The sequence below is a fragment of the Arthrobacter crusticola genome, assembly GCF_004357995.1.
Taxonomy (GTDB): domain Bacteria; phylum Actinomycetota; class Actinomycetes; order Actinomycetales; family Micrococcaceae; genus Arthrobacter_D; species Arthrobacter_D crusticola.
Window position 1 is genome coordinate 600926 of record NZ_SMTK01000001.1, and the last position, 21653, is coordinate 622578.

General features: G+C 69.7%; 18 protein-coding genes. 6 read left to right on the forward strand and 12 right to left on the reverse strand.

The genetic code is table 11. The features are described from left to right. Positions 1–34: 34 nt before the first annotated feature. The gene (locus tag E2F48_RS02820) at positions 35–625 is read left to right on the forward strand and encodes a GNAT family N-acetyltransferase (protein ID WP_133402461.1); all 591 of its coding nucleotides are present in this window, start codon (positions 35–37) and stop codon (positions 623–625) included. A 138-nt stretch (positions 626–763) separates the two neighbouring features. On the opposite strand, the gene E2F48_RS02825 is transcribed toward E2F48_RS02820, so the two are convergent. From E2F48_RS02825 to E2F48_RS02840, 4 genes are all read right to left on the reverse strand, one after another. Beyond that, entirely contained in the window at positions 764–1258 is a 495-nt protein-coding gene (locus tag E2F48_RS02825) for a DUF1801 domain-containing protein (protein ID WP_246018488.1), read from the reverse strand. A 221-nt stretch (positions 1259–1479) separates the two neighbouring features. Further along, complete coding sequence (locus E2F48_RS02830) at positions 1480–2427, reverse strand: phosphotransferase (RefSeq protein WP_133402462.1); 948 nt, start codon at positions 2425–2427, stop codon at positions 1480–1482. Between the two features lie 216 nt (positions 2428–2643). After that, positions 2644–3072 carry a RidA family protein gene (locus E2F48_RS02835; protein ID WP_133402463.1) on the reverse strand — a complete coding sequence of 143 codons (429 nt, stop codon included), beginning with the start codon at positions 3070–3072 and terminating at the stop codon, positions 2644–2646. Positions 3073–3120: 48 nt separating this feature from the next. Next, positions 3121–3906: a ZIP family metal transporter gene (locus E2F48_RS02840; RefSeq protein ID WP_165968683.1), complete on the reverse strand. Its 786-nt coding sequence runs from the start codon at positions 3904–3906 to the stop codon at positions 3121–3123. A 360-nt stretch (positions 3907–4266) separates the two neighbouring features. Here E2F48_RS02840 and E2F48_RS02845 point away from each other — a divergent pair, with 360 nt between their 5' ends. Next, positions 4267–5421 carry a N(5)-(carboxyethyl)ornithine synthase gene (locus tag E2F48_RS02845; protein WP_133402465.1) on the forward strand — a complete coding sequence of 385 codons (1155 nt, stop codon included), beginning with the start codon at positions 4267–4269 and terminating at the stop codon, positions 5419–5421. Between the two features lie 24 nt (positions 5422–5445). On the opposite strand, the gene E2F48_RS02850 is transcribed toward E2F48_RS02845, so the two are convergent. The 5 genes from E2F48_RS02850 to E2F48_RS02870 form a co-directional block, all read right to left on the reverse strand. Next, positions 5446–6189 (reverse strand): GAF and ANTAR domain-containing protein, encoded by a 744-nt coding sequence (locus E2F48_RS02850; protein WP_133402466.1) that lies wholly within the window; start codon positions 6187–6189, stop codon positions 5446–5448. A 92-nt stretch (positions 6190–6281) separates the two neighbouring features. Continuing rightward, entirely contained in the window at positions 6282–7532 is a 1251-nt protein-coding gene (locus tag E2F48_RS02855; RefSeq protein WP_133402467.1) for a kynureninase, read from the reverse strand. Between the two features lie 9 nt (positions 7533–7541). Continuing rightward, a complete protein-coding gene (locus E2F48_RS02860; RefSeq protein ID WP_133402468.1) occupies positions 7542–8528 on the reverse strand; it encodes a MaoC family dehydratase in 987 nt (328 codons plus the stop codon). Then, positions 8525–9868, reverse strand: coding sequence for a 3-oxoacyl-ACP reductase (locus E2F48_RS02865; RefSeq protein ID WP_133402469.1), 1344 nt, complete (start codon positions 9866–9868; stop codon positions 8525–8527). Before E2F48_RS02865 ends, E2F48_RS02860 begins: the two co-directional genes overlap by 4 nt. 1 nt (position 9869) lies before the next feature. Then, positions 9870–11186, reverse strand: a complete 1317-nt coding sequence (locus tag E2F48_RS02870; protein ID WP_133402470.1) for an acetyl-CoA C-acetyltransferase — start codon at positions 11184–11186, stop codon at positions 9870–9872. 63 nt (positions 11187–11249) lie between these two features. On the opposite strand from E2F48_RS02870, the gene E2F48_RS02875 reads away from it, so the two are divergent. Together E2F48_RS02875 and E2F48_RS02880 are read left to right on the forward strand one after the other, a co-directional pair. Further along, positions 11250–12011: a TetR/AcrR family transcriptional regulator gene (locus E2F48_RS02875; RefSeq protein WP_133402471.1), complete on the forward strand. Its 762-nt coding sequence runs from the start codon at positions 11250–11252 to the stop codon at positions 12009–12011. Then, the gene (locus tag E2F48_RS02880; RefSeq protein WP_133402472.1) at positions 12008–14155 is read left to right on the forward strand and encodes an acyl-CoA dehydrogenase family protein; all 2148 of its coding nucleotides are present in this window, start codon (positions 12008–12010) and stop codon (positions 14153–14155) included. The genes E2F48_RS02875 and E2F48_RS02880 overlap by 4 nt, the downstream gene beginning before the upstream one ends. Before the next feature lie 63 nt (positions 14156–14218). Here the strand turns inward: E2F48_RS02880 and glgA are convergent, their stop codons facing one another. Next, the gene (gene glgA / locus E2F48_RS02885) at positions 14219–15412 is read right to left on the reverse strand and encodes a glycogen synthase (protein WP_133402473.1); all 1194 of its coding nucleotides are present in this window, start codon (positions 15410–15412) and stop codon (positions 14219–14221) included. Positions 15413–15497: 85 nt separating this feature from the next. Here glgA and glgC point away from each other — a divergent pair, with 85 nt between their 5' ends. Continuing rightward, a complete protein-coding gene (gene glgC, locus E2F48_RS02890) occupies positions 15498–16742 on the forward strand; it encodes a glucose-1-phosphate adenylyltransferase (RefSeq protein WP_185149775.1) in 1245 nt (414 codons plus the stop codon). A gap of 30 nt (positions 16743–16772) precedes the next feature. Here glgC and E2F48_RS02895 read toward each other — a convergent pair whose 3' ends face one another. Continuing rightward, the gene (locus E2F48_RS02895; protein WP_133402474.1) at positions 16773–17873 is read right to left on the reverse strand and encodes an alanine racemase; all 1101 of its coding nucleotides are present in this window, start codon (positions 17871–17873) and stop codon (positions 16773–16775) included. Between the two features lie 61 nt (positions 17874–17934). On the opposite strand from E2F48_RS02895, the gene pepN reads away from it, so the two are divergent. Next, a complete protein-coding gene (pepN, locus tag E2F48_RS02900) occupies positions 17935–20535 on the forward strand; it encodes an aminopeptidase N (RefSeq protein ID WP_133402475.1) in 2601 nt (866 codons plus the stop codon). Here the strand turns inward: pepN and lplAB are convergent. Next, positions 20520–21605, reverse strand: coding sequence for a lipoate-protein ligase LplAB (gene lplAB / locus E2F48_RS02905; RefSeq protein WP_133402476.1), 1086 nt, complete (start codon positions 21603–21605; stop codon positions 20520–20522). The two genes, pepN and lplAB, sit on opposite strands and share 16 nt — an antisense overlap. Between the last annotated feature and the right edge of the window lie 48 nt (positions 21606–21653).

The window sequence follows — 21653 nt, forward strand, 5'->3', positions numbered from 1 at the left end:
CCGGGCAGCACGTCGTCTGTGCTTGGATGATTCAATGGCTTTCACACCCCTGACACTCACCGGTTCCCGGGTTGTCCTCGAACCCCTCGCCCACCGTCATTACCAAGGGCTGATTAATGCCGTCCGTGACGGTGAGCTGTGGAATCTCTGGTACACGAGCATTCCCTCCCCCGAAGGCATGGCGGAGGAAATCGACCGCCGGCTTGCGCGTCAGGCGGAAGGAGAGATGCTTCCTTTCACGACCTTGGACGCGCGGACCGGCGAGGTGCTGGGGATGACGACCTTTTGCGACATCGACAGGGCGACGCCACGCGTGGAGATTGGCTACACCTGGAACCGGCTGTCGACCCAGCGGACCGGAACCAACGCCGAAAGCAAGCTCCTGCTGCTGACCCACGCCTTCGAAACCGAGGGCTGTGCCTCCGTGACCTTCACGACCCACTGGCACAACCTCCAGTCGCGGGAGGCCATCGCCCGGCTTGGGGCCCGCCAGGACGGTGTGCTCCGCGCCCACAGCCGCATGGCCGACGGCACCCTGCGGGACACCGTTGTCTTTTCGATCACTGCCCCCGAGTGGCCTGCGGTCGCATCCGGTCTTCGTCACCGCCTCGATCGGGCCCGCTGACACTCTTCTGGACCCGAAGGCTGTCCGCCGGCTCCATCGTCACCGCCCTGGGAATCCCGTGGCTGCGTTTGACGGGGCCGTCCAGCTCGCGTTTCACGAATTCCCGGCCACCGCACAACTGGGCGTTGAGCCCCGAGTTCAACGCTTCTTGCCCCCGACACCCGGAACGGATGCGACCTGTTGCATCCACGCCGCGATCTGCCGTTCATCGAGGTCATCCACGGATTCAAGCTCCACGCCCCGCGTCGACTTGCCCATTCCCACCGGCGTCACCGGCGGTACAGGCTTCAGCGCCGCGCCACCGATGAACATGAGCTTGACGTGGTCGGCGAAGCCACCGCAGCTGAAGCACCAGCCGTCGCCGACGCCGTAATACGCCATGCCCCACTTCACTGAGCGCTGGAGGTCGGGCAGCGTCTTGGCAGCCAGCGCATCCACTGCTGCGGCGATGCCACGCTGCGGCTGGGGAAGACTGGCGATGTACGCGTGGACCGGCTTGTCCCCGATCGCCGCTTTTGCCGGGCTTGCCCGGCCTGTCATGGCTTCCGGCAGGGCCCAAACGGCGTCGCCGGGTGCCGAAGCGCCCGTGGCCAATTTCCGAACATCGCTCTCCCCGATCTCCTGGCCGTCCATGGCGAGATGCTAGTCCTTTCAGTTCGCGGATGGGGCGGCGCAACCGGCGCAACTGGCGACGCACGTTCGCGTCGTCGGCGGTGTACCGTCCTGGGACTCGAACAGCAGCGCATCGAAGCCGCTACTGGCGACTTTGGCAAGCCGCAACGTGAACGCGGGGCACCGCCAGTCGGCCGACCACCCCACCGGGCTCGCGTGGATCACGGAACCTGCGCCCGGCTTCAGCTGCGTGCGGTAAGCCTCTGGCGGAGCCAGCCGAGGACGGCATCCCCCTGCTGCCGCTGAAAGGTCCGCAGCGTGGGCAGTCCGGCCGGTGGCGGCTGGCGGGCGGCGTCGGTGAAGTAGGCGCCGAACCCCGAAAGGACACCGTCGATGCTCTGCGGCGCAACCCCGCCGAAGATCGGGTGGCTCCCCAAAATGGGCTCCACCTCGAAGGCCGGATCGAAGACCCGGATGTTGATCAGGACGCTCAGCGCGTCGAACCACCCGGCACCGACACACGCCCAAGGCCAATCCACAAGCACCGCCGCGTCGGCCGGGGTGATCAGGATGTTGTCGGCCCGCAGATCGGTATGTACGAGGCACTCGCCCCGGAGGTCCTCCACGCCGCGTGCCGCCAGCCGTTCGAGGAAGTCCAGATTCTCCAGAACCCAGCCGTCGGCGTCCTGCGGCGGATCGGCCCGTACGCGCTCCCAGCCGGCGAACTCGGGGCCGACTTCCGAGGCCAGGTCGGGAAGGTGGCCCAGCGCCGGGAGGACCGGTGTCCAGGCCACCGTCAGCAAGGCATCGAGGACCAGTCCCACCTCGTCGGACTGCCAGGGAAGGTGGGGGTGGCGTCCATCCACGTCGGTGAGCACGAGGGCAATCCATTCGCCGTCGTCGAACGCGCCAATCAGGGACGCCGTGGGCAGGTTCCCGGGCAGGACGGCGGCGACAGCAGCTTCCTTCCGGTGAATGCCCGGTGAGGCGGCGTTCAGGGCAGGGCCCACCGCCTTGACGAACGCCCGCCGGCCGGTGGCGGTCACCACCCGGTCCGCGCTGCCGGGGGAGAATCCTCCCTGCTGGCCGGCAAACTCGGCCACGGGTTCCCCAAGGACTCCTTCGACGCCGGCCCGGACGTGCGCGGGCAGGTCGTTCCAGCCGATCCGGGGACTCCACTGTGGCTGCATGGGCCTCATTATGCCTGCCGGTTCTTGGCGGGTGGGCACTGTCGACGCGTAGCATCACCGCGAGCCCACCGAAAGGGGCTAGGTTGTGCCAATGAGATTCGAAGCGGGGGCGGACTCGATCCAAGGGTGCGGTCAGCCCTGGACGCCGCTCTGCCTCCGGCGCGGCCGAAACACCGGGCTGGCTCCGGCGGAACGGGCGCGTCGGAGTGATGCCGGTCAGGGCGCAAATGTTAGGGGATCCGGGACCGGAAGGGCAGCGATGGCCTCGACCTCCACCAGCTGGTCCGGGTATCCGAGTACCGCGACGCCGAGAAGCGTACTCGGCACGTCCCGGTCCCCCATCCTTGCCCGAACGACGTTCCAGACCCCGGCCAGGTCCTCACGGTCGCTCGATGCCACGAGGACGGTCGTCTTAACGAGATGGGAGAAGTCGGCGCCGCCGGCGGCGAGCGCCAGGTGAAGGTTGTCCATCACCTTGGCCGCCTGCCCGCGGTAGTCGCCGAGGGCGGCCGTCGATCCGTCAGGATTCAGCGGACACGCCCCGGCCGTGAAGATAAGGTGCTCCCCGGTGGGCACTCGTGCCGCCGCCGCATACTGGGCTCCCGTATAAAGCAGAGGGCTGCGCAGGAAGGTCGTTTCGCTCATCGCCCTACAGTACAAGTGCCTGCGGAACGGCCCGACGTCCCCGCCTCCTCACATGAGGGAGAGGACGAAGGACAGCAGGAAGCCCGCGGCGGTGCTCAGCGCCACGGCGGGCCCGCCGTTCTCATAGGCCTCGGGCATCAGGGTGTCGGCCAGGGAAGCGATCACCGCGCCGGCGGCAAAAGCAAGCGGAATGGAGATGGTCTCGGGGTCGCTGCCCGACAGCGGTCCGGCCCCGATGAGGACGGCGATCACCAGCAGCGCGGCACATCCCACCCACAGGCCGACGATCGCAGCCGAGGACCTCCCCTGGTCGCGCATCGAAGACGCGCCCACCAGGGCCTCCGGGAAGTTCGACACGAAGATGGCGGCAAGCAGAGCCAGCCCGCCGGTCCCCTCCCCCAGGGCGACGCCCAGGGCCACGTTCTCGGGGACGCCGTCGAGGGTCACCGCCGCCAGCAGCGCCAGGCCCGCTGCCCCCTTGGTCGAGGCCTTCGAGGGCGCATGGCCCTGGGCGGCGGAGTCGGTGTCGAGCTTGGCGCTGCCCTGGTATTCGTCCGCCGGGGTATCCTGCGACCCGGCCTGGGCCCAGCGGTCGAGCAGCGCGCTCAGGACAGTGAAGACGATGGCCCCTGCGGCGAGCCCGATCGCGGCCCGCCAGATCCCGCCGTGCTCGAACGCGTCCTCGAACAGTTCGAAGGCCAGTGCAGTGATCAGCGAACCGGCGGCGAAGGACAGGAGGATGGCCAGCAGCCGCTTGGGGAGGTTGAAACGCACTCCGATGAGCGCCCCGATGACCAGGGCGCTCGATGCCACGACACCGAACAGCAGCGACATTGCCACACCGAAAGTATAGAAGCCGCCCGCAGAAGCGGTAGGACGCACACCTATTGACTTCCGGGGAAGATCCGGGTTACTGGACTTCGCCTCGGACGGCCCCGGCGTGCCCCGGAAGGCCCGGGAAGCAATGGATGCAATGAAGGCGCGCCCCACCGCGCCGCCCTGAGAAGAGGACGGTGCAGGAGCACGCCCTGCTGGGTGTAGTGTCAACGCACGGAACCCCACGGTTCCTCCTAGGGAGCAACGATGATCCAGACCTGCCCACACTCGGTTTCACCGATGCCCTGCACTCCGTCCCCACCGGGAACGCGGGAGCCTGCGCCTGCGGCCTCCGCCGGAACCGGGAGGGCGTGAACCATGACGAAACTGCGCCTTGGTGTCCTTTCCCTCTCGAGCAAGCCTGACGAACGACGGCTTCCCCTCCACCCTCGCCACTTCGAGCGGATCGACGCCGAGATCCGAGGGCGGATGCGCGTTGAGCAGGGCTACGGTGTCCAGTTCGGTCTCTCCGATGCGCAGTTGGAGCCGCTGGTCGGGCCCCTGCTGAGGCGCGAGGAGATCATTGCCTCCTCCGACGTCGTTCTGCTTCCCAAGCCGCAGGCGTCCGACCTCGTCTCCCTGGCTGACGGCCAGGTGCTCTGGGGATGGCCCCACTGCGTCCAGGATCATGAGATCACCCAGTTGGCCATCGACAAGCGGCTCACGCTGATTGCCTTCGAGGCAATGAACCACTGGACAGAGGACGGCGGGTTCTCCCTCCATGTCTTCCACAAGAACAACGAGCTGGCCGGGTACTGCTCGGTCCTGCACGCGCTGCAGCTCTCCGGCCTCACCGGGGACTACGGCCGCAGGCTCACCGCGGCGGTCATCGGCTTCGGTGCAACCGCCCGGGGCGCCGTCACCGCCCTGAACGCCCACGGCGTCAGCGACGTGCAGATCCTGACGAACCGGGGCGTGGCGGCCGTCGGTTCACCCATCCACTCGGCCCGCATCGCCCAGATCGAAGCCACCGCCGGGGAGCCGCAGCTGAGCGAGGTCCTGACTGAGGATGGCCGGGTGCCCCTGGCCCCCTACCTGGCCCGTTATGACCTGGTGGTGAACTGCACCCTGCAGAATCCCAACGCGCCGCTGATGTACCTCCAGGAAGCCGACCTTCCCCTGTTCTCCGCTGGCAGCCTCATTATCGATGTCTCCTGTGACCGGGGCATGGGCTTCAGCTGGGCCCGGCCCACCTCGTTCGCCGAACCGGTGTTCGAGGTCGGGGACCACGTCCGCTACTACGCCGTCGACCACACCCCGTCCTACCTGTGGGACTCGGCCACCTGGGAGATCAGCGAGGCGCTGCTGCCGTTCCTCGGCCCGGTTCTGGAGGGGCCGGCGGCCTGGGATGCCAACGAGACGCTGAGGCGCGCCATCGAAATCCGAGACGGAGCGGTAATCAACCCGGCCATCCTCGACTTTCAGGGCCGCGGGGCGCAGTACCCGCATCAGGTCCTTGCGGGACGTGGCTGACCCGGGGCAGGAGCCCGGGCGCGGCTAGACCTCGAAGTGGGTTTTCGGCGTGGACTTCCCGGTCGAGGCCACGATGGCGGTGGCGACGTCGCGCAGCTTCATGTTCCGCGTGTTTGAGGCCGACTGGAGGATTCCGAACGCCTCATCCTGGCCGCAGCGGTTCTGGCCCATGATGATCCCCACGGCGAGGTCGATGGTGGTCCGGGATTCCATCGCGGCCTTGAGGTCGTTGGCGGATTCGGTCAGCCGGGCGATGCGCACGGCCAGCCGCAGGGCCTTCGACGCTTCGTCCGCGAAGGTTTCGGCCGCAGCGATGGCGTCGTCATCGAACGCGTCGACGTGGTCCGAATAGAGGTTCAGCCCCGCGTTTGCGTCACCGTCAAGGAGGATCGGAACTCCGAGGATCGAGCGGATGCCGTGCTCGGCGATGGCGTCCCGGTACTCCGGGAACCGGCTGTCCTGGGTGATGTCCGGGACGTGGACCAGCTTCTCCTCCCGGGCGGCGCGCAGGCACGGCCCATCCTCGAAGTTGTACTGGATTTCGTCCATGTTCCGGGCGTGCTCGCTGCTGCTGGCCACGGTGCCCGCCCGTTTGGGACGCAGAAGGGTCACACCGCACAGCATCTCCCCGTGCCGCCCCTCGAACGTTGCGGCCGCGAGCTTCACCAGTTCCGTCAGGAACTCCTCGACATCGGTGCTGTCGAGCACCATGTCCTGGAGCAGGGTACCTACCCGCTGGGTGGATGGATCGCCCACGTCCTCAGCCATGCCCTTGCCTCCACTTGTCCGCACTGATCAGCCGCCCCCTTCAGGGCGCCCGGCGCCGGTCCGGGCAATAGCCCCACAATAGTCCGTGTAGGTCAACGAACGACAGGCCCGGCCCTTTTCGCACCCATTTTGTCGGCGATGGCGAGGATCCCGACCAATGTCTCCTCGAATGTCGTGGTCAGCGGGGACAGGCCCAGCCGGATGCCCGAGGGGTTCCGGTAATCGGGGATGATGCCCTGCTCCCAGAGGCCGGGCACCATGGTGGCGAACTTCGGATGGTCAATGGTGATGTGGCCGCCGCGCTCACCCGGCACACGCGGCGAGGCCACCACCACTCCGGCCGGGCCCAGGAGGGCGTCGACGGCCTCGATGGTGAAACCGGTCAGGGCCACCGACTTCTCCCTCACCGCCCCGATGCCGGCCTTCTCCAGCACATCGAGCATGTCCTGCAGCGCGAGCATGCCGAGGATGGGCGGAGTGCCGGACACGATCCTGCGGATCCCCGGCGCCGGTTCGTAAGACCCGCCCATGGCGAAGGGATCGGCGCTGCCGAGCCAGCCCTGGATGGGCTGGTCGAAGGAATCCAGGTGCCGTGCGGCGACGTACGCCCACGCCGGGGCGCCGGGGCCGCCATTGAGGTACTTGTAGCTGCAGCCGGCCGCGTAATCGACTCCCCAGGCGTCGAGTTCGAGGGGCACCGAACCCACCGAGTGGCTCAGGTCCCACAACACCAGGGCCCCGGCGTCGTGGACCACCGAGGTGATGCCGGGAACGTCGGCCGCGTGGGCGGACCGGTACGCCACGTGGCTCAGCACCACGAGGGCGGTCGAGGGCCCGACGACGCCGGTGACGGCCTCGGCGCTCGCCCCGCCGTCGTAGGGAACCTCAAGCCACCGAACGGTGAGGCCGCGCTCGCGGGCGATGGACTCCATCAGAAACCGGTCGGTGGGGAAATTGTCACGGTCGATCACAATTTCGGTGCGGCCAGGCCTGGCGGAGACCGCGGCGCGCCCCAGTTTGTACAGCAGCACGCTCGTGGAGTCGGCGACGATGCACTGCCCGGGGGCCGCGCCCAGGACAATGCTCCCCAGCCGGTCACCGATCCGTTCGGGCAGTTCGAGCCAGCCCTCATCCCAGCCGCGGATCAGGCGGGATCCCCATTGGTGCCGAACGAAATCGGCAAGGCTCTGTTCGGTTGCCGCGAGGGGGCGGCCGAGGGAGTTTCCGTCGAGGTACGCGGCAATGCCGTCGGCGTCGTCCGAGATGAAGAGGTCACGGTACCCGGCCAGCGGGTCCTTGTCGTCGAGTTCGCGGGCGCGCTGCATGAGCGGATCGTCAACCATGGGCCTAGTCTAGGGCGACGCCGGGTCCACCGCCTGCGCAGTGACCCATCCGGTGAAGGACGGCCGCTTCGCTCCTGGCGTCCAGCCGATGACCTCGGTGCGCCCGACGGATCCGCCGGAGGCCTCCCCGGGACGGACGGCGACGGCGAGCGTGCCCGGGAGGAGGGCCGGGGACAGGAAGTTCACGCGCCACGACAGCGCGTCCGGCGCCGCCGGCTCCGCCAGTTCCACCATGCGCGCGGCAAGATATACACCGTGTGCGATGGCGCGCTTCATTCCCAGCAGCCGTGCCGAGGGCGCGCTCAGGTGGATCGGATTCCAGTCCCCGGACACGGCGGCGTAGGCCCGGCCGGTGTCGGAGGCCAGGTGCCACTGTGCCGTGGGCACCGGCGGGGTGAAGGTGTCCCCGCTCCCCGGCAGGGCCGCGTCCCGACTGTCGGCACCCGCCGCCGGGCCCGCCCCCGGGGATCCGTCCGGTGCGGGCGCCGGATGTTCCTCCCGGCCGGAGACGGTCCGGACGCCGCGGGCGAGATAGACCGAGCGGCCCGTCCAGATCCGTTCGCCGTCCACCGACACCTCGGTGACGAGCTCCACCGTGGTTCCGGACCGGTGTGGGCTCAGCTTTTCGGCGTAGGCCACCGATTCGAAATTCTCCCCGACGCGCAGCGCCCGGGTCTGCACCACCGTATTGCTCAGGTGGACCATTCCCAACAGCGGGAGCGGGAAGTCCGGGCGGGCCATGACGCTCATGGCGACGGGGAAGGCAAGCGTGTGGACGTGGGCCGAGGGGACGACGTCGCGCGCCGCCTGTCCGACAAGATGCTGGAAGGCGGTGAGCCGCTCCCGGTCCACGGGGCCGCCGGAGGCACGGTGGCGGACTCCCGGCAGCGCCGACGCGGGGCTGCGCCGGCCGGCCCGCCGCAGCACCGAGCCGAGGGCCGCCTGCCGGTAAAGGCCCGCCAGCGCCGGCATGGCCGGCAGGACGACCTCGTTCATGCTCCCACCAGGTTCTGTCCGCAGACCCGGATGACCTGGCCGTTGATGCCGCCGGCCGGGCCGGAGGCAAGGAACGCGATGGTCTCGGCCACATCCACCGGCTGCCCGCCCTGCTGCAGGCTGCTGAGCCTGCGGGCCGCCTCACGGGTGAGCACCGGCATCTTCGCGGTCATGTCGGTTTCGATGAACCCGGGGGCGACGGCGTTGATCGTGCGGCTCGACCCATCGAACGAGGCGGCGGTGGCACGGACCATGCCGATCACCGCGGCCTTGGAGGCAGCGTAGTTGCTCTGTCCGCGGTTTCCCGCGATGCCGCTGGTCGAGGCGAGGCTGATGATCCGGCCCTCGGGTGAGAACACCGGGGAGGCAAGCAGCTCGTCGTTGATGCGCAGCTGCGAGGAGATGTTGACGGCGATGACCGCGTTCCACCGTGCCGGGTCCATATTGGCGAGGAGCTTGTCGCGGGTGATGCCCGCGTTGTGCACGAAGATGTCGAGGGTGCCGTGGCGCTCCTTCACGTGGGCCAGGATCCGGGCGGCGGCGTCGGCGGCGGTGATGTCCGCTTGGAGTGCCGTTCCCCCGACCCGGTTGGCGACCGCCGCAAGCTGCTCACCTGCCGCGGGCACGTCGACGACGACGACCTTCGCCCCGTCCCGGTGCAGGACCTCGGCGATCTTCGCCCCGATGCCCCGCGCAGCGCCGGTCACCACGGCGGTCCTGCCGGCCAGCGGAGCACCGGCGTCGGCCGGCTCCTCCGGCGCGGGCACAGCGGAGACCCGCAGGAACTGGCCGTCGACGTAGGCGCTGCGGCCGGAGAGCAGGAACCGCAGGGCCCCCAGGGCACCTGGGCTGTCCGCCGCCGCCCCGTCCCTAAGCACGATCCCGTTGGCGGTGGCACCGGCCCGCAGCTCCTTGGCAACCGAACGCACGGCGCCGTCCACCCCCTGGCGGGCGGCGGCGGTGGCCGGGTCCCCGGCTTCCTCCGCCGGCCGGGCAAGGGAGACGACCCGCCCGCCGGGCAGCAGGGCGCGGACCGCCTGGCCGAGCTCGAGCAGGGGCGCACCCAGGTCCTCCGGACGCGACACCGCATCGAGGGCCACGACCACCGCTCCGAGCTTCTCCCCCGGGCGCAGGTGCCGGCGGACGTCCTGGTCCCAGCCGAGCAGGGCCTCCGCGAGGGTGTCGGCACCCGGGCCGCTGCCCAGGATCAGCACCGGGCCGGGGACGAGCGGGCCGCCGGGGGTGTAGCGGCGCAGCACCGCCGGGCGCGGCAGCCCCAGCGTCTTGGCCAGCTTGCCCGGCAGCGGCGTGTTGACGAGGCCGAGGTAGGTATCCGCCACCTCAGCGCGCCTCGAGAATGGCAACGACACCCTGCCCGCCGGCGGCGCACACGGAGATCAGGCCGCGGCCCGAGCCCTTCTCAGCCAGCGCCTTGGCCAGGGAGGCCACGATCCGCCCGCCGGTGGCGGCGAAGGGGTGGCCGGCGGCCAGTGAGGAACCGTTGACGTTGAGCTTGGATCGATCGATCTTGCCGAGCGCTCCGTCGAGGCCGAGCCGGGTCCGGCAGAACTCCTCGCTCTCCCACGCGGCGATGGAGCTGAGCACCGTTGAGGCGAAGGCCTCATGGATCTCGAAGAAGTCGAAGTCGTCGAAGTGCAGCCCGTTGCGCTGGAGCAGCCGCGGCATCGCGTAGACGGGGGCCATCAGCAGGCCCTCCTGGCCGCTCACGAAGTCCACGGCGGCGGCTTCGGCGTCGACGACATTCGCGAGCATCGGCAGGTTGTTGGCCCGGGCGTAGTCCTCCGAGCCGAGCAGGACGACGGCGGCGCCGTCGGTCAGGGGCGTGGAGTTGCCTGCCGTCATGGTGGCCGGCGTATCGAGCCCGGCGCCGAATACGGGCTTCAGCTTCGCCAGCTTCTCGAGCGACGTGTCGGCGCGCAGGTTCGCGTCCCTGGTGAGCCCGCGGTAGGGGGTCATCAGGTCTTCGAAAAACCCGCGCTCGTAGGCCGCGGCGAGGTTGGCATGGCTGGCAAAGGCCAGCTCGTCCTGGGCCTCGCGGGTGATACCCCAGGCCGCGGTGGTCAGCGCCTGGTGTTCGCCCATCGAGAGCCCCGTGCGGGGTTCACCGGTGGTGGGGGCGTTCGGTGCAAGGTCCCGGGGGCGCAGCCTGCTGACCGCGGCGAGCTTCTGCTTGGGCGTGCGGGCCCGGGAGAGGTCGAGAAGCACCCGGCGCAGGCCCTCACTGACCACGATCGGCGCGTCGGAGGCCGAATCGACGCCGCCGGCGATGCCTGAGTCGATCTGGCCCAGCTTGATCTTGTTGGCGAGGCCCACAACGGTCTCAAGGCCGGTGGCGCAGGCCTGCTGAAGGTCGTAGGCAGGGGTGTGCGCGGAGAGGGCGGAGCCCAGCACCGCCTCGCGGGTGAGGTTGAAGTCCCGGGAATGCTTGAGGACGGCGCCTGCTGCCACTTCGCCGACGCGTTCGCCCTGCAGGCCGAACCGCGCGACGAGGCCGTCGAGGGCCGCAATGAGCATGTCCTTGTTCGACGAATGGGCGTAGGCCCCGCCCGAGCGCGCAAAGGGAATGCGGTTGCCGCCGATGACGACGGCGTTGCGGACGGTGGTGGTGCCCGCGCCTGCTCCTGGCTGGTTCGACATGAGGGATCTCCTGGTGGTGGTGGTGGATTACCGATACCCAGCGTACCTGATACGCTGAGTATCATGAACACTTCGTCAACGGTTTCCGCCGTGCCCGCCGGAACGGGGACGGTGCCCGACGGGCGGTCCAGCCGGTGGGAGGAACACCGTGCCGAGCGCCGGCGCGCGCTGATCAGCACCGCCCGCCGCGCCGTCGACACCCTCGGCCACGGTGCGTCCATGGAGGACATCGCGGCGGCGGCCGACACCTCCAAGTCCGTGTACTACCGCTACTTCGGTGACAAGACCGGCCTGCAGCAGGCCATGGCCGAGGTCGTCACGGGCCAGATGCAGCAGAAGATCCTTGCGGCGGCACGGCAGGCCCAGACGCCGCGCGAGGGCCTGCGCGCCATGATCTCCGTCTACCTGCAGATGGCGCAGACCTCACCGAACGTGTACGCGTTCGTCACACGGGTCGGTCCGGCAGACCTCGCCGCCGGCCCTGCCGATGAGGCCCGGCCCGCCGACCCCCTGACCCATTTCCTCGAGGCTGTCACCGAGATGCTGGCCCGCCCCATGCGGGCCTACCTGCGGTCTTCTCCCCACCTGAGCGGCCCCGCCGACCCAAGGCTCGTGTACTGGCCCCGGGCCGCCATCGGCATGGTCCGCTCCGCCGGTGAGCTGTGGCTCGCGACCCCCGCCGGCCCGGGCAAGCCCGGTGTGGAGCAGCTCGCCGACCAGCTGACCGACTGGCTCTTCGAAGGCATCAGCCACCAGGTGCCGACCGGGCAACCGTCCCGCCCGGCACCGGACTCCACCACCTCCCCTGCAAAGGACAACTCATGACGCAGACAGCAGCCGCCCTCCGGCGCGAGGTTCCCGCAGCGGGCACCATCACCGACAACGACGCCGCCGTCCTCGACCCCGCCGTGCTCGGGGAGCTGCTCCTCGGGAAATGGGCGTCGGTACGCCGGACCGCCCGGGAGCTCGCCGGGCGCCCCGAAGTGCACAAGATCGAAGGGCTCACCTCGGCCGAGCACCGCAGCCGCTGCTTCGACCAGCTCCACTACCTGGTGAAGAACCAGGCGGTGCACAGGGCCTTCCCGACCTCGCTCGGCGGGCACGACGACCACGGCGGCAACGTCGCAGGGTTCGAGGAACTCGTGGTCGCCGATCCCTCCCTGCAGATCAAGGCCGGCGTCCAGTGGGGCCTGTTCGGCGCCGCGGTGCTCCACCTGGGCACCGAGGAGCACCACGAGGCGTGGCTGCCCGGCATCATGAACATGGAGATCCCGGGCTGCTTCGCCATGACGGAGACCGGGCACGGCTCGGACGTGGCAAGCATCGCCACGACCGCCGTCTACTCCCCCGAGGATGAATCCTTCACCCTGAACACCCCCTTCCGCGCGGCGTGGAAGGACTACATCGGCAACGCCGCCGTCGACGGCCGCGCCGCCGTCGTCTTCGCCCAGCTCATCACCCTGGGAGTCAATCACGGGGTGCATGCCTTTTACGTCGAACTGCGCGACGCCGACGGCGCCTTCCTGCCCGGGATCGGCGGCGAGGACGACGGCCTCAAGGGCGGCCTGAACGGCATCGACAACGGCCGGCTCCACTTCGAGAATGTCCGGGTGCCCCGGACGCACCTGCTGAACCGGTACGGCAGCGTCGCCCCCGACGGCACCTACAGCTCACCCATCGCCTCGCCGGGCCGCCGCTTCTTCACCATGCTCGGCACACTCGTTCAGGGCCGCGTGTCCCTGGACGGCGCGGCTGTCGCGGTGAGCAAGCTCGCGCTGAAGACCGCCATCACCTACGCCTCAGAGCGGCGCCAGTTCAACGCGTCCTCGGACCTCTCCGAAGAGGTCATCCTCGACTACCAGCGCCACCAGCGGCGCCTCCTGCCGCGCCTGGCCGCCACCTACGCGGCGTCGTTCGCCCATGAGGAGCTGCTTGAGAAGTTCGATGGCGTGTTCTCGGGCACCTCCGACACCGACGCCGACCGTCAGGACCTCGAGACCCTCGCCGCAGCCTACAAGCCGCTGTCCACCTGGCTGGCCCTTGACACGCTGCAGGAGTGCCGGGAGGCCTGCGGCGGCGCCGGGTTCCTCACGGAGAACCGCTTCACCTCGCTGCGGGCGGACATGGATGTCTACGCCACCTTCGAAGGTGACAACAACGTCCTGCTCCAGCTCGTCGCCAAGCGCCTGCTGACGGACTATGCCCGCGAGTTCAAGGGCATGGACTTCGGCGTCCTCGCGCGCTATGCGGTCTCCCAGGCCGCGGGGCGGACGGTGCACCGCTCCGGGCTCCGCCGTGTGGTGCAGACCGTCGTGGACACCGGCTCCGAAAAGAAGTCGGCGATCGCCCTGCGCGACGAGGCAACCCAGCACGGGCTGCTCTCGGACCGGGTCGGCACCATGGTGGCCGAACTCGCCGGCGCCCTGCGGGGGGCCGGGACTCTGCCGCAGGCCAAGGCTGCCGCCCTGTTCAATGAACACCAGCACGAACTGATCGAAACGGCCCGCGCGCACGCCGAGCTGCTGCAGTGGGAGGCGTTCACGGCGGCGCTGCACCGGGTCGAGGAGCCCGGAACCCGGCAGGTGCTGACCTGGCTGCGCGACCTGTTCGGGCTGTGCCTGCTGGAGCGGAACCTCGCCTGGTACCTGATGAACGGCCGGCTCTCCTCGCAGCGGGCCCGGACCCTCACGCCCTACATCAACCGGCTGCTCGCCAAACTCCGCCCGCACGCCCTGGACCTGGTCGAGGCCTTCGGCTACGGACCCGAACACCTCCGCGCCGCAATCGCCACCGGAGCCGAGAAGCAGCGCCAGGACGAGGCCGACGCGCACGCGCGGGCGGTGCGGGCAAGCAGCGGTTCCCCGATCGAAGAGAAGACCCTGCTGGCCCGGCAGGCGGAGCAGGCCAAGACGCGGGGCAAGAGCTCACCGCGCAAGGCACGGCAGGTGCCGGAGAAGTCCTCAGCCTGACCGGCCGGTTCCGCCGGAAGTCGAAAAGCCCCTGTCCGCCCGGCGGACAGGGGCTTTTCGACTTCACAGCACGCTGCGGTACACCTCGAGGGTCGCCTCGGCGATGGAATTCCACGCGAAGTGCTGCTCGGCGCGGGTCCGGCCGGCCTCGCCCATCCGGCGCGCCGTCACCGGGTCGGCGACCAGCGCGGTCAGCGCGGCGGCGAAGTCCGACACAAAGCGTTCGGGGTCAAGGGGCGTCCCGGTGCCGTCGGAGACCTGTTCGAGCGGAACGAGGGTCCCGGTGACGCCGTCCTCGACCACCTCGGGGATTCCGCCGGTGGCGCTGGCCACGACGGCCGCGCCGCAGGCCATCGCCTCGAGGTTCACGATGCCCAGCGGCTCGTAGATGGACGGGCACGCGAACACCGTGGCATGGCTCAGGATTTGGACCACTTCGCGCCTCGGCAGCATCCGCTCGATGAGCACCACCGAGCCGCGCCGGTCCCGGAGTTCGTTGATCAGCTTCTCTGTCTCGGCCGCGAGCTCCGGAGTGTCGGCCGCGCCGAGGACCAGGACCAGCTGCACGTCCGCAGGCAGCTGTGCGGCCGCCCGGAGCAGGTAGGGCACGCCCTTCTGGCGGGTATTGCGCCCCACGAAGACCACGCTCGGACGGTCCGGGTCGATGCCGAAGGCCCGCACGGCGTCGTCGTCCTCGTCGCGCACCCACTCGGAGACGTCGATGCCGTTGTGCACCACGTGCACCTTCGACGGGTCGACGGCGGGATAGCTGCGCAGGATGTCGGCGCGCATCCCCGCCGACACGGCGATCACCGCCGCGGCGGCCTCATACGAGGTCTTTTCCGCCCAGGAGGACAGCGCGTACCCACCGGCGAGCTGCTCGGCCTTCCAGGGCCGCAGCGGCTCAAGACTGTGGGCGCTGAGCACATGCGGGATGCCGTGGAGCAGGGAGGCGAGGTGCCCGGCCATGTTCGCGTACCAGGTGTGGGAGTGGACGAGGTCGGCGCCGCCGATGTTCCCGAGCATCTCCAGGTCCGTTCCGAGGGTCTGCACGGCGGCGTTCGCCCCGGCCAGCCCCGGGGGCACGCCGTAGGTGCGCACCCGCGCCCCGTGGTAGTCGGAGGGCCGTTCCGCGCCGAAACAGTGGACGTTCAGATTCACCTGTCCGGCCAGCACGCGGCTCAGTTCCGCAACGTGGACACCTGCCCCGCCATAGATTTCTGGGGGGAATTCCTTGGAGACAATATCTACTCGCACTCCCCCAACGTAGTGCAGGAGGCCGCAGTCCTCTAGTGTGAACAGAATTGGACCGACACGTTGGAATACTCAAAGGGGGTTACCCGTGGCACTTAAGAAAGTTCTGGCGGTTGTACTGGCAGGTGGCGAGGGCAAACGCCTGATGCCCCTCACTGCGGACCGGGCCAAGCCGGCCGTGCCGTTCGCCGGGAGCTACCGGCTGATCGACTTTGCCCTCTCGAACCTGGTGAACTCCGGCTACCTGCAGATTGTGGTGCTCACGCAGTACAAGTCGCACAGCCTCGACCGGCACGTCTCCGAGACGTGGCGGATGTCAACCCAGCTCCAGCAGTACATCGCCTCGGTGCCGGCGCAGCAGCGCCGCGGCAAGAGCTGGTTCCTCGGCAGTGCCAACGCGATCTACCAGTCCCTCAACCTCATCCACGACGCCCAGCCAGACATTGTCGTGGTCATCGGCGCCGACCACGTGTACCGCATGGACTTCGAGCAGATGGTCAACGCACACGTCGAATCCGGAGCCTCCGTCAGCGTCGCCGCGGTGCGCCAGCCCATGAACCTCGTGGACCAGTTCGGCGTCATCGAGGTCGACCAGCAGGATCCGACCCGCATCGCCGCGTTCGTCGAGAAGCCGAAGACCACCCCGGGCCTGCCCGATGACCCCAACAGCTTCCTCGCCTCGATGGGCAACTACGTCTTCACCGCCGACGCGCTGGTCAAAGCCCTCGAGGAGGACGCCGCCCGGCTCGACACCAAGCACGACATGGGCGGGGACATCATTCCCCACTTCGTCGACCGCAACGACGCCGCCGTCTACGACTTCACCACCAACCTCATCCCGGGTTCGACCGACCGGGACCGCCAGTACTGGCGTGACGTGGGGACGATGGATTCCTACTACGAGGCCAATATGGACCTGATCTCTCCGCTGCCCCTGTTCAACCTGTACAACCTGCAGTGGCCGATCTACACCCGCCAGAGCGTGTCGCCTCCGGCGAAGTTCGTGCGCAGCGCCACCGGCCGGTCCGGGGCTGCCCACGACTCGATCGTCTCGGCAGGCGTCGTCATCTCGGGCGGCACCGTTCAGGGTTCGATCCTCGCCACCGACGTCTTCGTGGAGGAGAACGCGGAGGTGAGCGATTCGGTGCTGATGGACAAGGTGAGCATCGGCCCAGGCGCCATCGTTCGCCGCGCGATCATCGACAAGAACGTGAAGATCCCGGCCGGGGCACGCATCGGCGTGGACCGTGAACTCGACCTCAGCCGCGGCTTCGCCGTGACCGAGTCCGGGCTGACCATCCTGAGCAAGGGCCAGATCATCCCCGCGGACTGAGCCGCGGACCACGCAGTTCCCCGGGGCCGGTCAGCTGTTCCGGCCCCGGGCGGCGACCACCCAGCGGTCGATGACCGCGCCGTCCCGGACCACCTGCACCTCGTCCACCAGGTTCACCGGCAGGCAGACGTGGTTGGGGACCACGCGCAGCCGGGTGCCGCGGGCCGGCAGGGGCTCACCGGCCGGCCACTGCACCGTGGCGTGGTGCTCGGAGAGGGCGACGATCCGGGCCTCCGGGTGCTCCAGCAGCCTGCCGTAGCCGGTGGCCCAGGCCGCCCGGTCGCTGCCGAGGACCTTGCTGCCGGCATCGAGCAGGAGGTGCCCCGGCTCCCCCGGGGTACGCCGGTGGTGGCTGACCACGGTGGCCGCCACGGTGAGCGCGATGTCGCCGGGGCCGGTCGTGCCGAGCTCCCACTGCTGCGCATCGCCGAACACGTAGACCCCCGGGCGCAGCTCGGTGGCGGTGCCTCCTCCCATCAGTGCCGAGGGGGTCGAGCCGCCGCTCAGCTCCGCGGCGGCGAAGCCCTCGGCACGGAGCCCGGCGGCCGCCACGCCCAACGCCGCGTCCTCGTCCCGTGCCGCCGTGAGGGGCATTCCGGGGGCATAGCTGTGGCCGGGGAAGGTGAAGGCTCCGGTCACCTCGAGTCCGGCGTCCGCGGCGGCCACGGCCACGGTAGCGGCGTCCCCGGGCGCCACGCCGCTGCGGTGGTGGCCGCTGTCGACCTCAACGCGCACGGCGACGGCGCCGACGGCCGAACCGAGGCTGCGTGCCAGGGCGGTGGCGCTTTCGGCGGAATCCACGCCCACGGTGATCCGCGCCGCCGACGCGAGCCGGCGCAGCCGGTCGCCCTTCGCCTGGTCAACCCACAGCGGATAGGCGATGAAGAGATCCTCCACCCCGGCCCCGGCGAAGACCTCCGCCTCGCCGACGGTGGCCACGGTGAGCCCGACGGCGCCCGCCGCCAGCTGGAGCGCGGCGATCTCGGCGATCTTATGTGTCTTGGCGTGGGGACGCAGCGCCACCCCGCGGGCCCGCGTGGCCGAGGCCATGGCGGTGATGTTCGCCTCCAGGCGGTCGGCGTCGATCTGCACGCTCGGAGTGGGTTCGTCCCCGGGAATTGTGGTGTCCATGCGTCGATTCCACCACGACCCGCCGTGCCTGCCGGTGCGCGGCGCGTGATTGAATAACCGGATGCGCAACGAGAACCTGCTCCGTGACGAGGCCGCCGCCCGCTCCCAGCTGATCCGGGTCGAACGCTACGAGGTGAGGCTCGACCTCAGCGGCGCCGAAGACCCCGCGGTGGAGGGGTTTCCCAGCGAGTCCACCGTGGTGTTCCGCTGTGGCACCCCGGGCGCGTCCACGTTCCTCGACTTCATCCACGGCGGCGTCAACGAAGTGCTCCTCAACGGGAGGACCCTCGACGTGGCCGCCGCCGTCGACGGTTCACGCATCCACCTTCCGGACCTGCTCGAGACGAACACCGTCACCGTGCGCGGCACCGCGCTCTACAGCCGCAGTGGCGAGGGGATGCACCGTTTCGTCGACCCCGCCGACGGCCGGACCTACCTCTACACCCAGTACGAGCCCGCCGACGCCCGCCGGGTCTTCGCCAACTTCGAGCAGCCCGACCTGAAGGCCGCCTTCACCTTCACCGTGACGGCGCCGGAGGCCTGGACGGTCGCCTCCAACGCCCCGGCGGTGGGTGCCCCCGCCCCGGTGTCCGCTGGGGCGCTGCGCTGGGAGTTCGCGCCCACGGAGCGCATTTCGACCTACATCACCACGGTGCTCGCCGGCCCCTACCACCACGTCGCCGGATCCTGGACCGGCGCGGACGGCACCGGCTCGCCCGAAATTGCGCTCGGGCTCTACTGCCGCCGGTCGCTGGCGTCCGCCTTCGACCCCGAGGCGATCTTCGACACCACGCGCCGCGGGCTGGACTTCTTCCACGGCCTCTTTGACTACCCCTATCCATTCGGCAAGTACGACCAGGCCTTCGTTCCCGAGTACAACCTCGGGGCGATGGAGAACCCGGGCCTGGTGACCTTCACCGAGAACTACGTGTTCCGCTCCGCGGCCACGGCCGCCCAGTACGAGGCGCGGGCGAACACCATCCTGCATGAGATGGCGCACATGTGGTTCGGCGACCTCGTCACCATGACCTGGTGGGACGACCTGTGGCTCAAGGAGTCCTTCGCCGACTACATGGGTGCCCTCGGCGTGGCCGAGGCCACCGAGTGGAAGACCTCGTGGGTGAGCTTCGCGAACAAGCGCAAGGCCTGGGCGTACGTTCAGGACCAGCTTCCGACGACCCACCCCATCGTGGCGGACATCCCCAACCTGGAGGCGGCGAAGCAGAACTTCGACGGCATCACCTACGCCAAGGGCGCCTCGGTGCTCAAGCAGCTGGTCGCCTACGTCGGCTTCGACGCCTTCACCGAGGCGGCCAGGAAGTACTTCCGGGCGCATGCCTTCGGCAACACCACCCTGGCGGACCTGCTCGGCGCCCTCAGCGAGGCCTCGGGGCAGGACATGACGGCCTGGGCCCGGCAGTGGCTGCAGACCTCCGGGGTGCCCGCGCTCACCGCGGAGGTATCCGTCGTGGACGGCGTCTACACCGCCGCGGCGATCCAGCAGGACGCGCTCGACCCCATCACCGGGGTGCCCGAGCCCCGCCCCCACTCCCTGCGCGTCGGCTTCTACAGCTACGACGGCGACGGCTCACTGGTCCGCACCGAGTCGCACGCCGTCGAGGTGACGGGCGCTTCGGCCCCGCTGGACGGGCTCATGGGCCGGACCCAGCCGGACCTGCTGCTGGTCAACGACGAGGACCTCACCTACGCCAAGCTGCGCTTCGACCCCCGCTCCCTGGCCACGCTGCTGCGGTCGGTGGACCGGATCTCCGACCCGCTGGCCCGCGCCATCTGCCTCTCCGCCCTCTGGTCGAGCACCCGGGATGCCGACCTGGCCGCCGCCGACTACCTCGGCGCCGTCGAACTGGCCGCACCGGCCGAACCGGGCGTCGGGGTGCTGCAGGTGCTGCTGCAGAACGCCGGCACCGCCGTCGAACGCTACACCGCACCCGACGGACGGGCGGCGCTGCGCGAACGCTACGCCCGCTTCCTGGAGCAGGGCCTGCGGGACGCCGCGGAGGGCTCGGACCTGCAGCTGGCGTGGGCGCGGGCCCTCGCCGCGGCCGGGCGGAGCACCGGCTCCGCTGCTGCCGTGCTGCGCGGCCTGCTCGACGGCACCGACAGCGTCCCGGGGCTGGTCCTTGATGACGAACTGCGCTGGATGTTCTTTGCCGCACTGGCCGCGCAGGGCCTTGCGCCCGTCGACGAGCTGGAGGCCGAGCTGGCCCGCGACAAGACGGCGTCGGGCAAGGCGGCGTTCACGCTGGCCTGCTCGGCCGTGCCGGACGCCGCGGTGAAGGACCTCGCCTGGCGCGAGGCGGTGTTCGGGACCCGGCTGTCGAACGAACTGCTCAGTGCCACCATCGAGGGATTCACCCTCGGCGGGCCGGAGCTGACGGCTCCCTACAACGGACCGTACTTCGAGGCGCTCAGGGAGGTATGGGAGGCCCGGGGCATCGAGATGGCCACCCGCGTGGTGCGCGGCCTCTACCCCGGCCGCCAGGACCTCCAGGGGCGCCCGGAGGAGCACCCGGTGCTGCTGGCCACGGACGGCTGGCTCTCTGCCAACCCGGACGCCCCGGGTGCGCTCCGGCGCATCCTGGTGGAGGAGCGCGACCACCTGCTGCGCTCCCTGACCGCCCAGGCCTACGGCACCCGGTAGAGCCACTCCTCGGTGCCGAACTTCTCCTCGACAAGTTCGGCACCGCGCCGCAGCTCGTCCTCGCTCAGGCCGGCGTCGACGGCGCCGAAGCGGCGGCGGAAGGTTTCGATCATCACTGCGATGATCTCCTCGCGGGCCAGCCCGGTCTGGCGCCGGAGCGGGTCGACGCGCTTCTTGGCGCTCTTGGTGCCCTTGTCGGAAAGCTTTTCCTTGCCGATGCGCAGCACCTCGAGCATCTTGTCGGCGTCGATGTCGTAGCTCATCGTGACATGGTGCAGCATCCCGCCGTTGGCGAGCCGCTTCTGCGCCGCCCCGCCGATCTTGCCCAGGTCGGTGGCGATATCGTTGAGCGGCTGGTACCAGGCCTTAATGCCGAGGGTGGCCAGGGCCTCCATCACCCAGGCGTCGAGGAACGGGTACGAATCAGCGAAGCTCATGCCGTCGACAAGCGTCTGCGGGATGTACAGCGAATAGGTGATGGCGTTGCCGTGCTCCATGAACATGGCGCCGCCGCCGCTGATCCTGCGCACCACGCTCACCCCGTGGCGCGCGACGCCGTCGGGGTCAACCTCGTTGCGCACCGACTGGAAGCTGCCGATCACGACCGAGGGCGACTCCCACTCCCAGAACCGCAGGGTGGGGTTGCGGCGCCCGTCCCCGACGTCGCGGGTGAGCACTTCGTCCATGGCGACGTGCATGGCGGTGCTCAGCGGCGTCGGTGGGACGATCTCCCACGTGTGGTCGGCAATGCCCGTGGAGCGTCCCAGAGCGCGGCGCACGGCGGTGGCCACGGCCTCCGGGGAGAACCCGAAGAGCCGGGCCGAGGGGTCGAGCCCGGCCCGGACGGCCTCCGCCAGTTCGGACGGGGGCGTGTCGACCGGCAGGCCCTCGAGGGCGGCGTTGATGTCGTCGAGGGCCTCGTCCGGCTCGAGGAAGAAGTCGCCGTTCACCGACACCTGGGCCAGGCGCCCGTCCACCACCGCGAGGTCGACGGCGGTCAGCTTGCCCCCCGGCGTCTTGTACTCGCCGTGTCGGCGGCCTCCGCCGGTCGTGTCCTGACCCTGTCCCATCGCGGGTTCCTCCTGCTTGGTTGGCTTAACGCAGTGAAGCCACGGCGT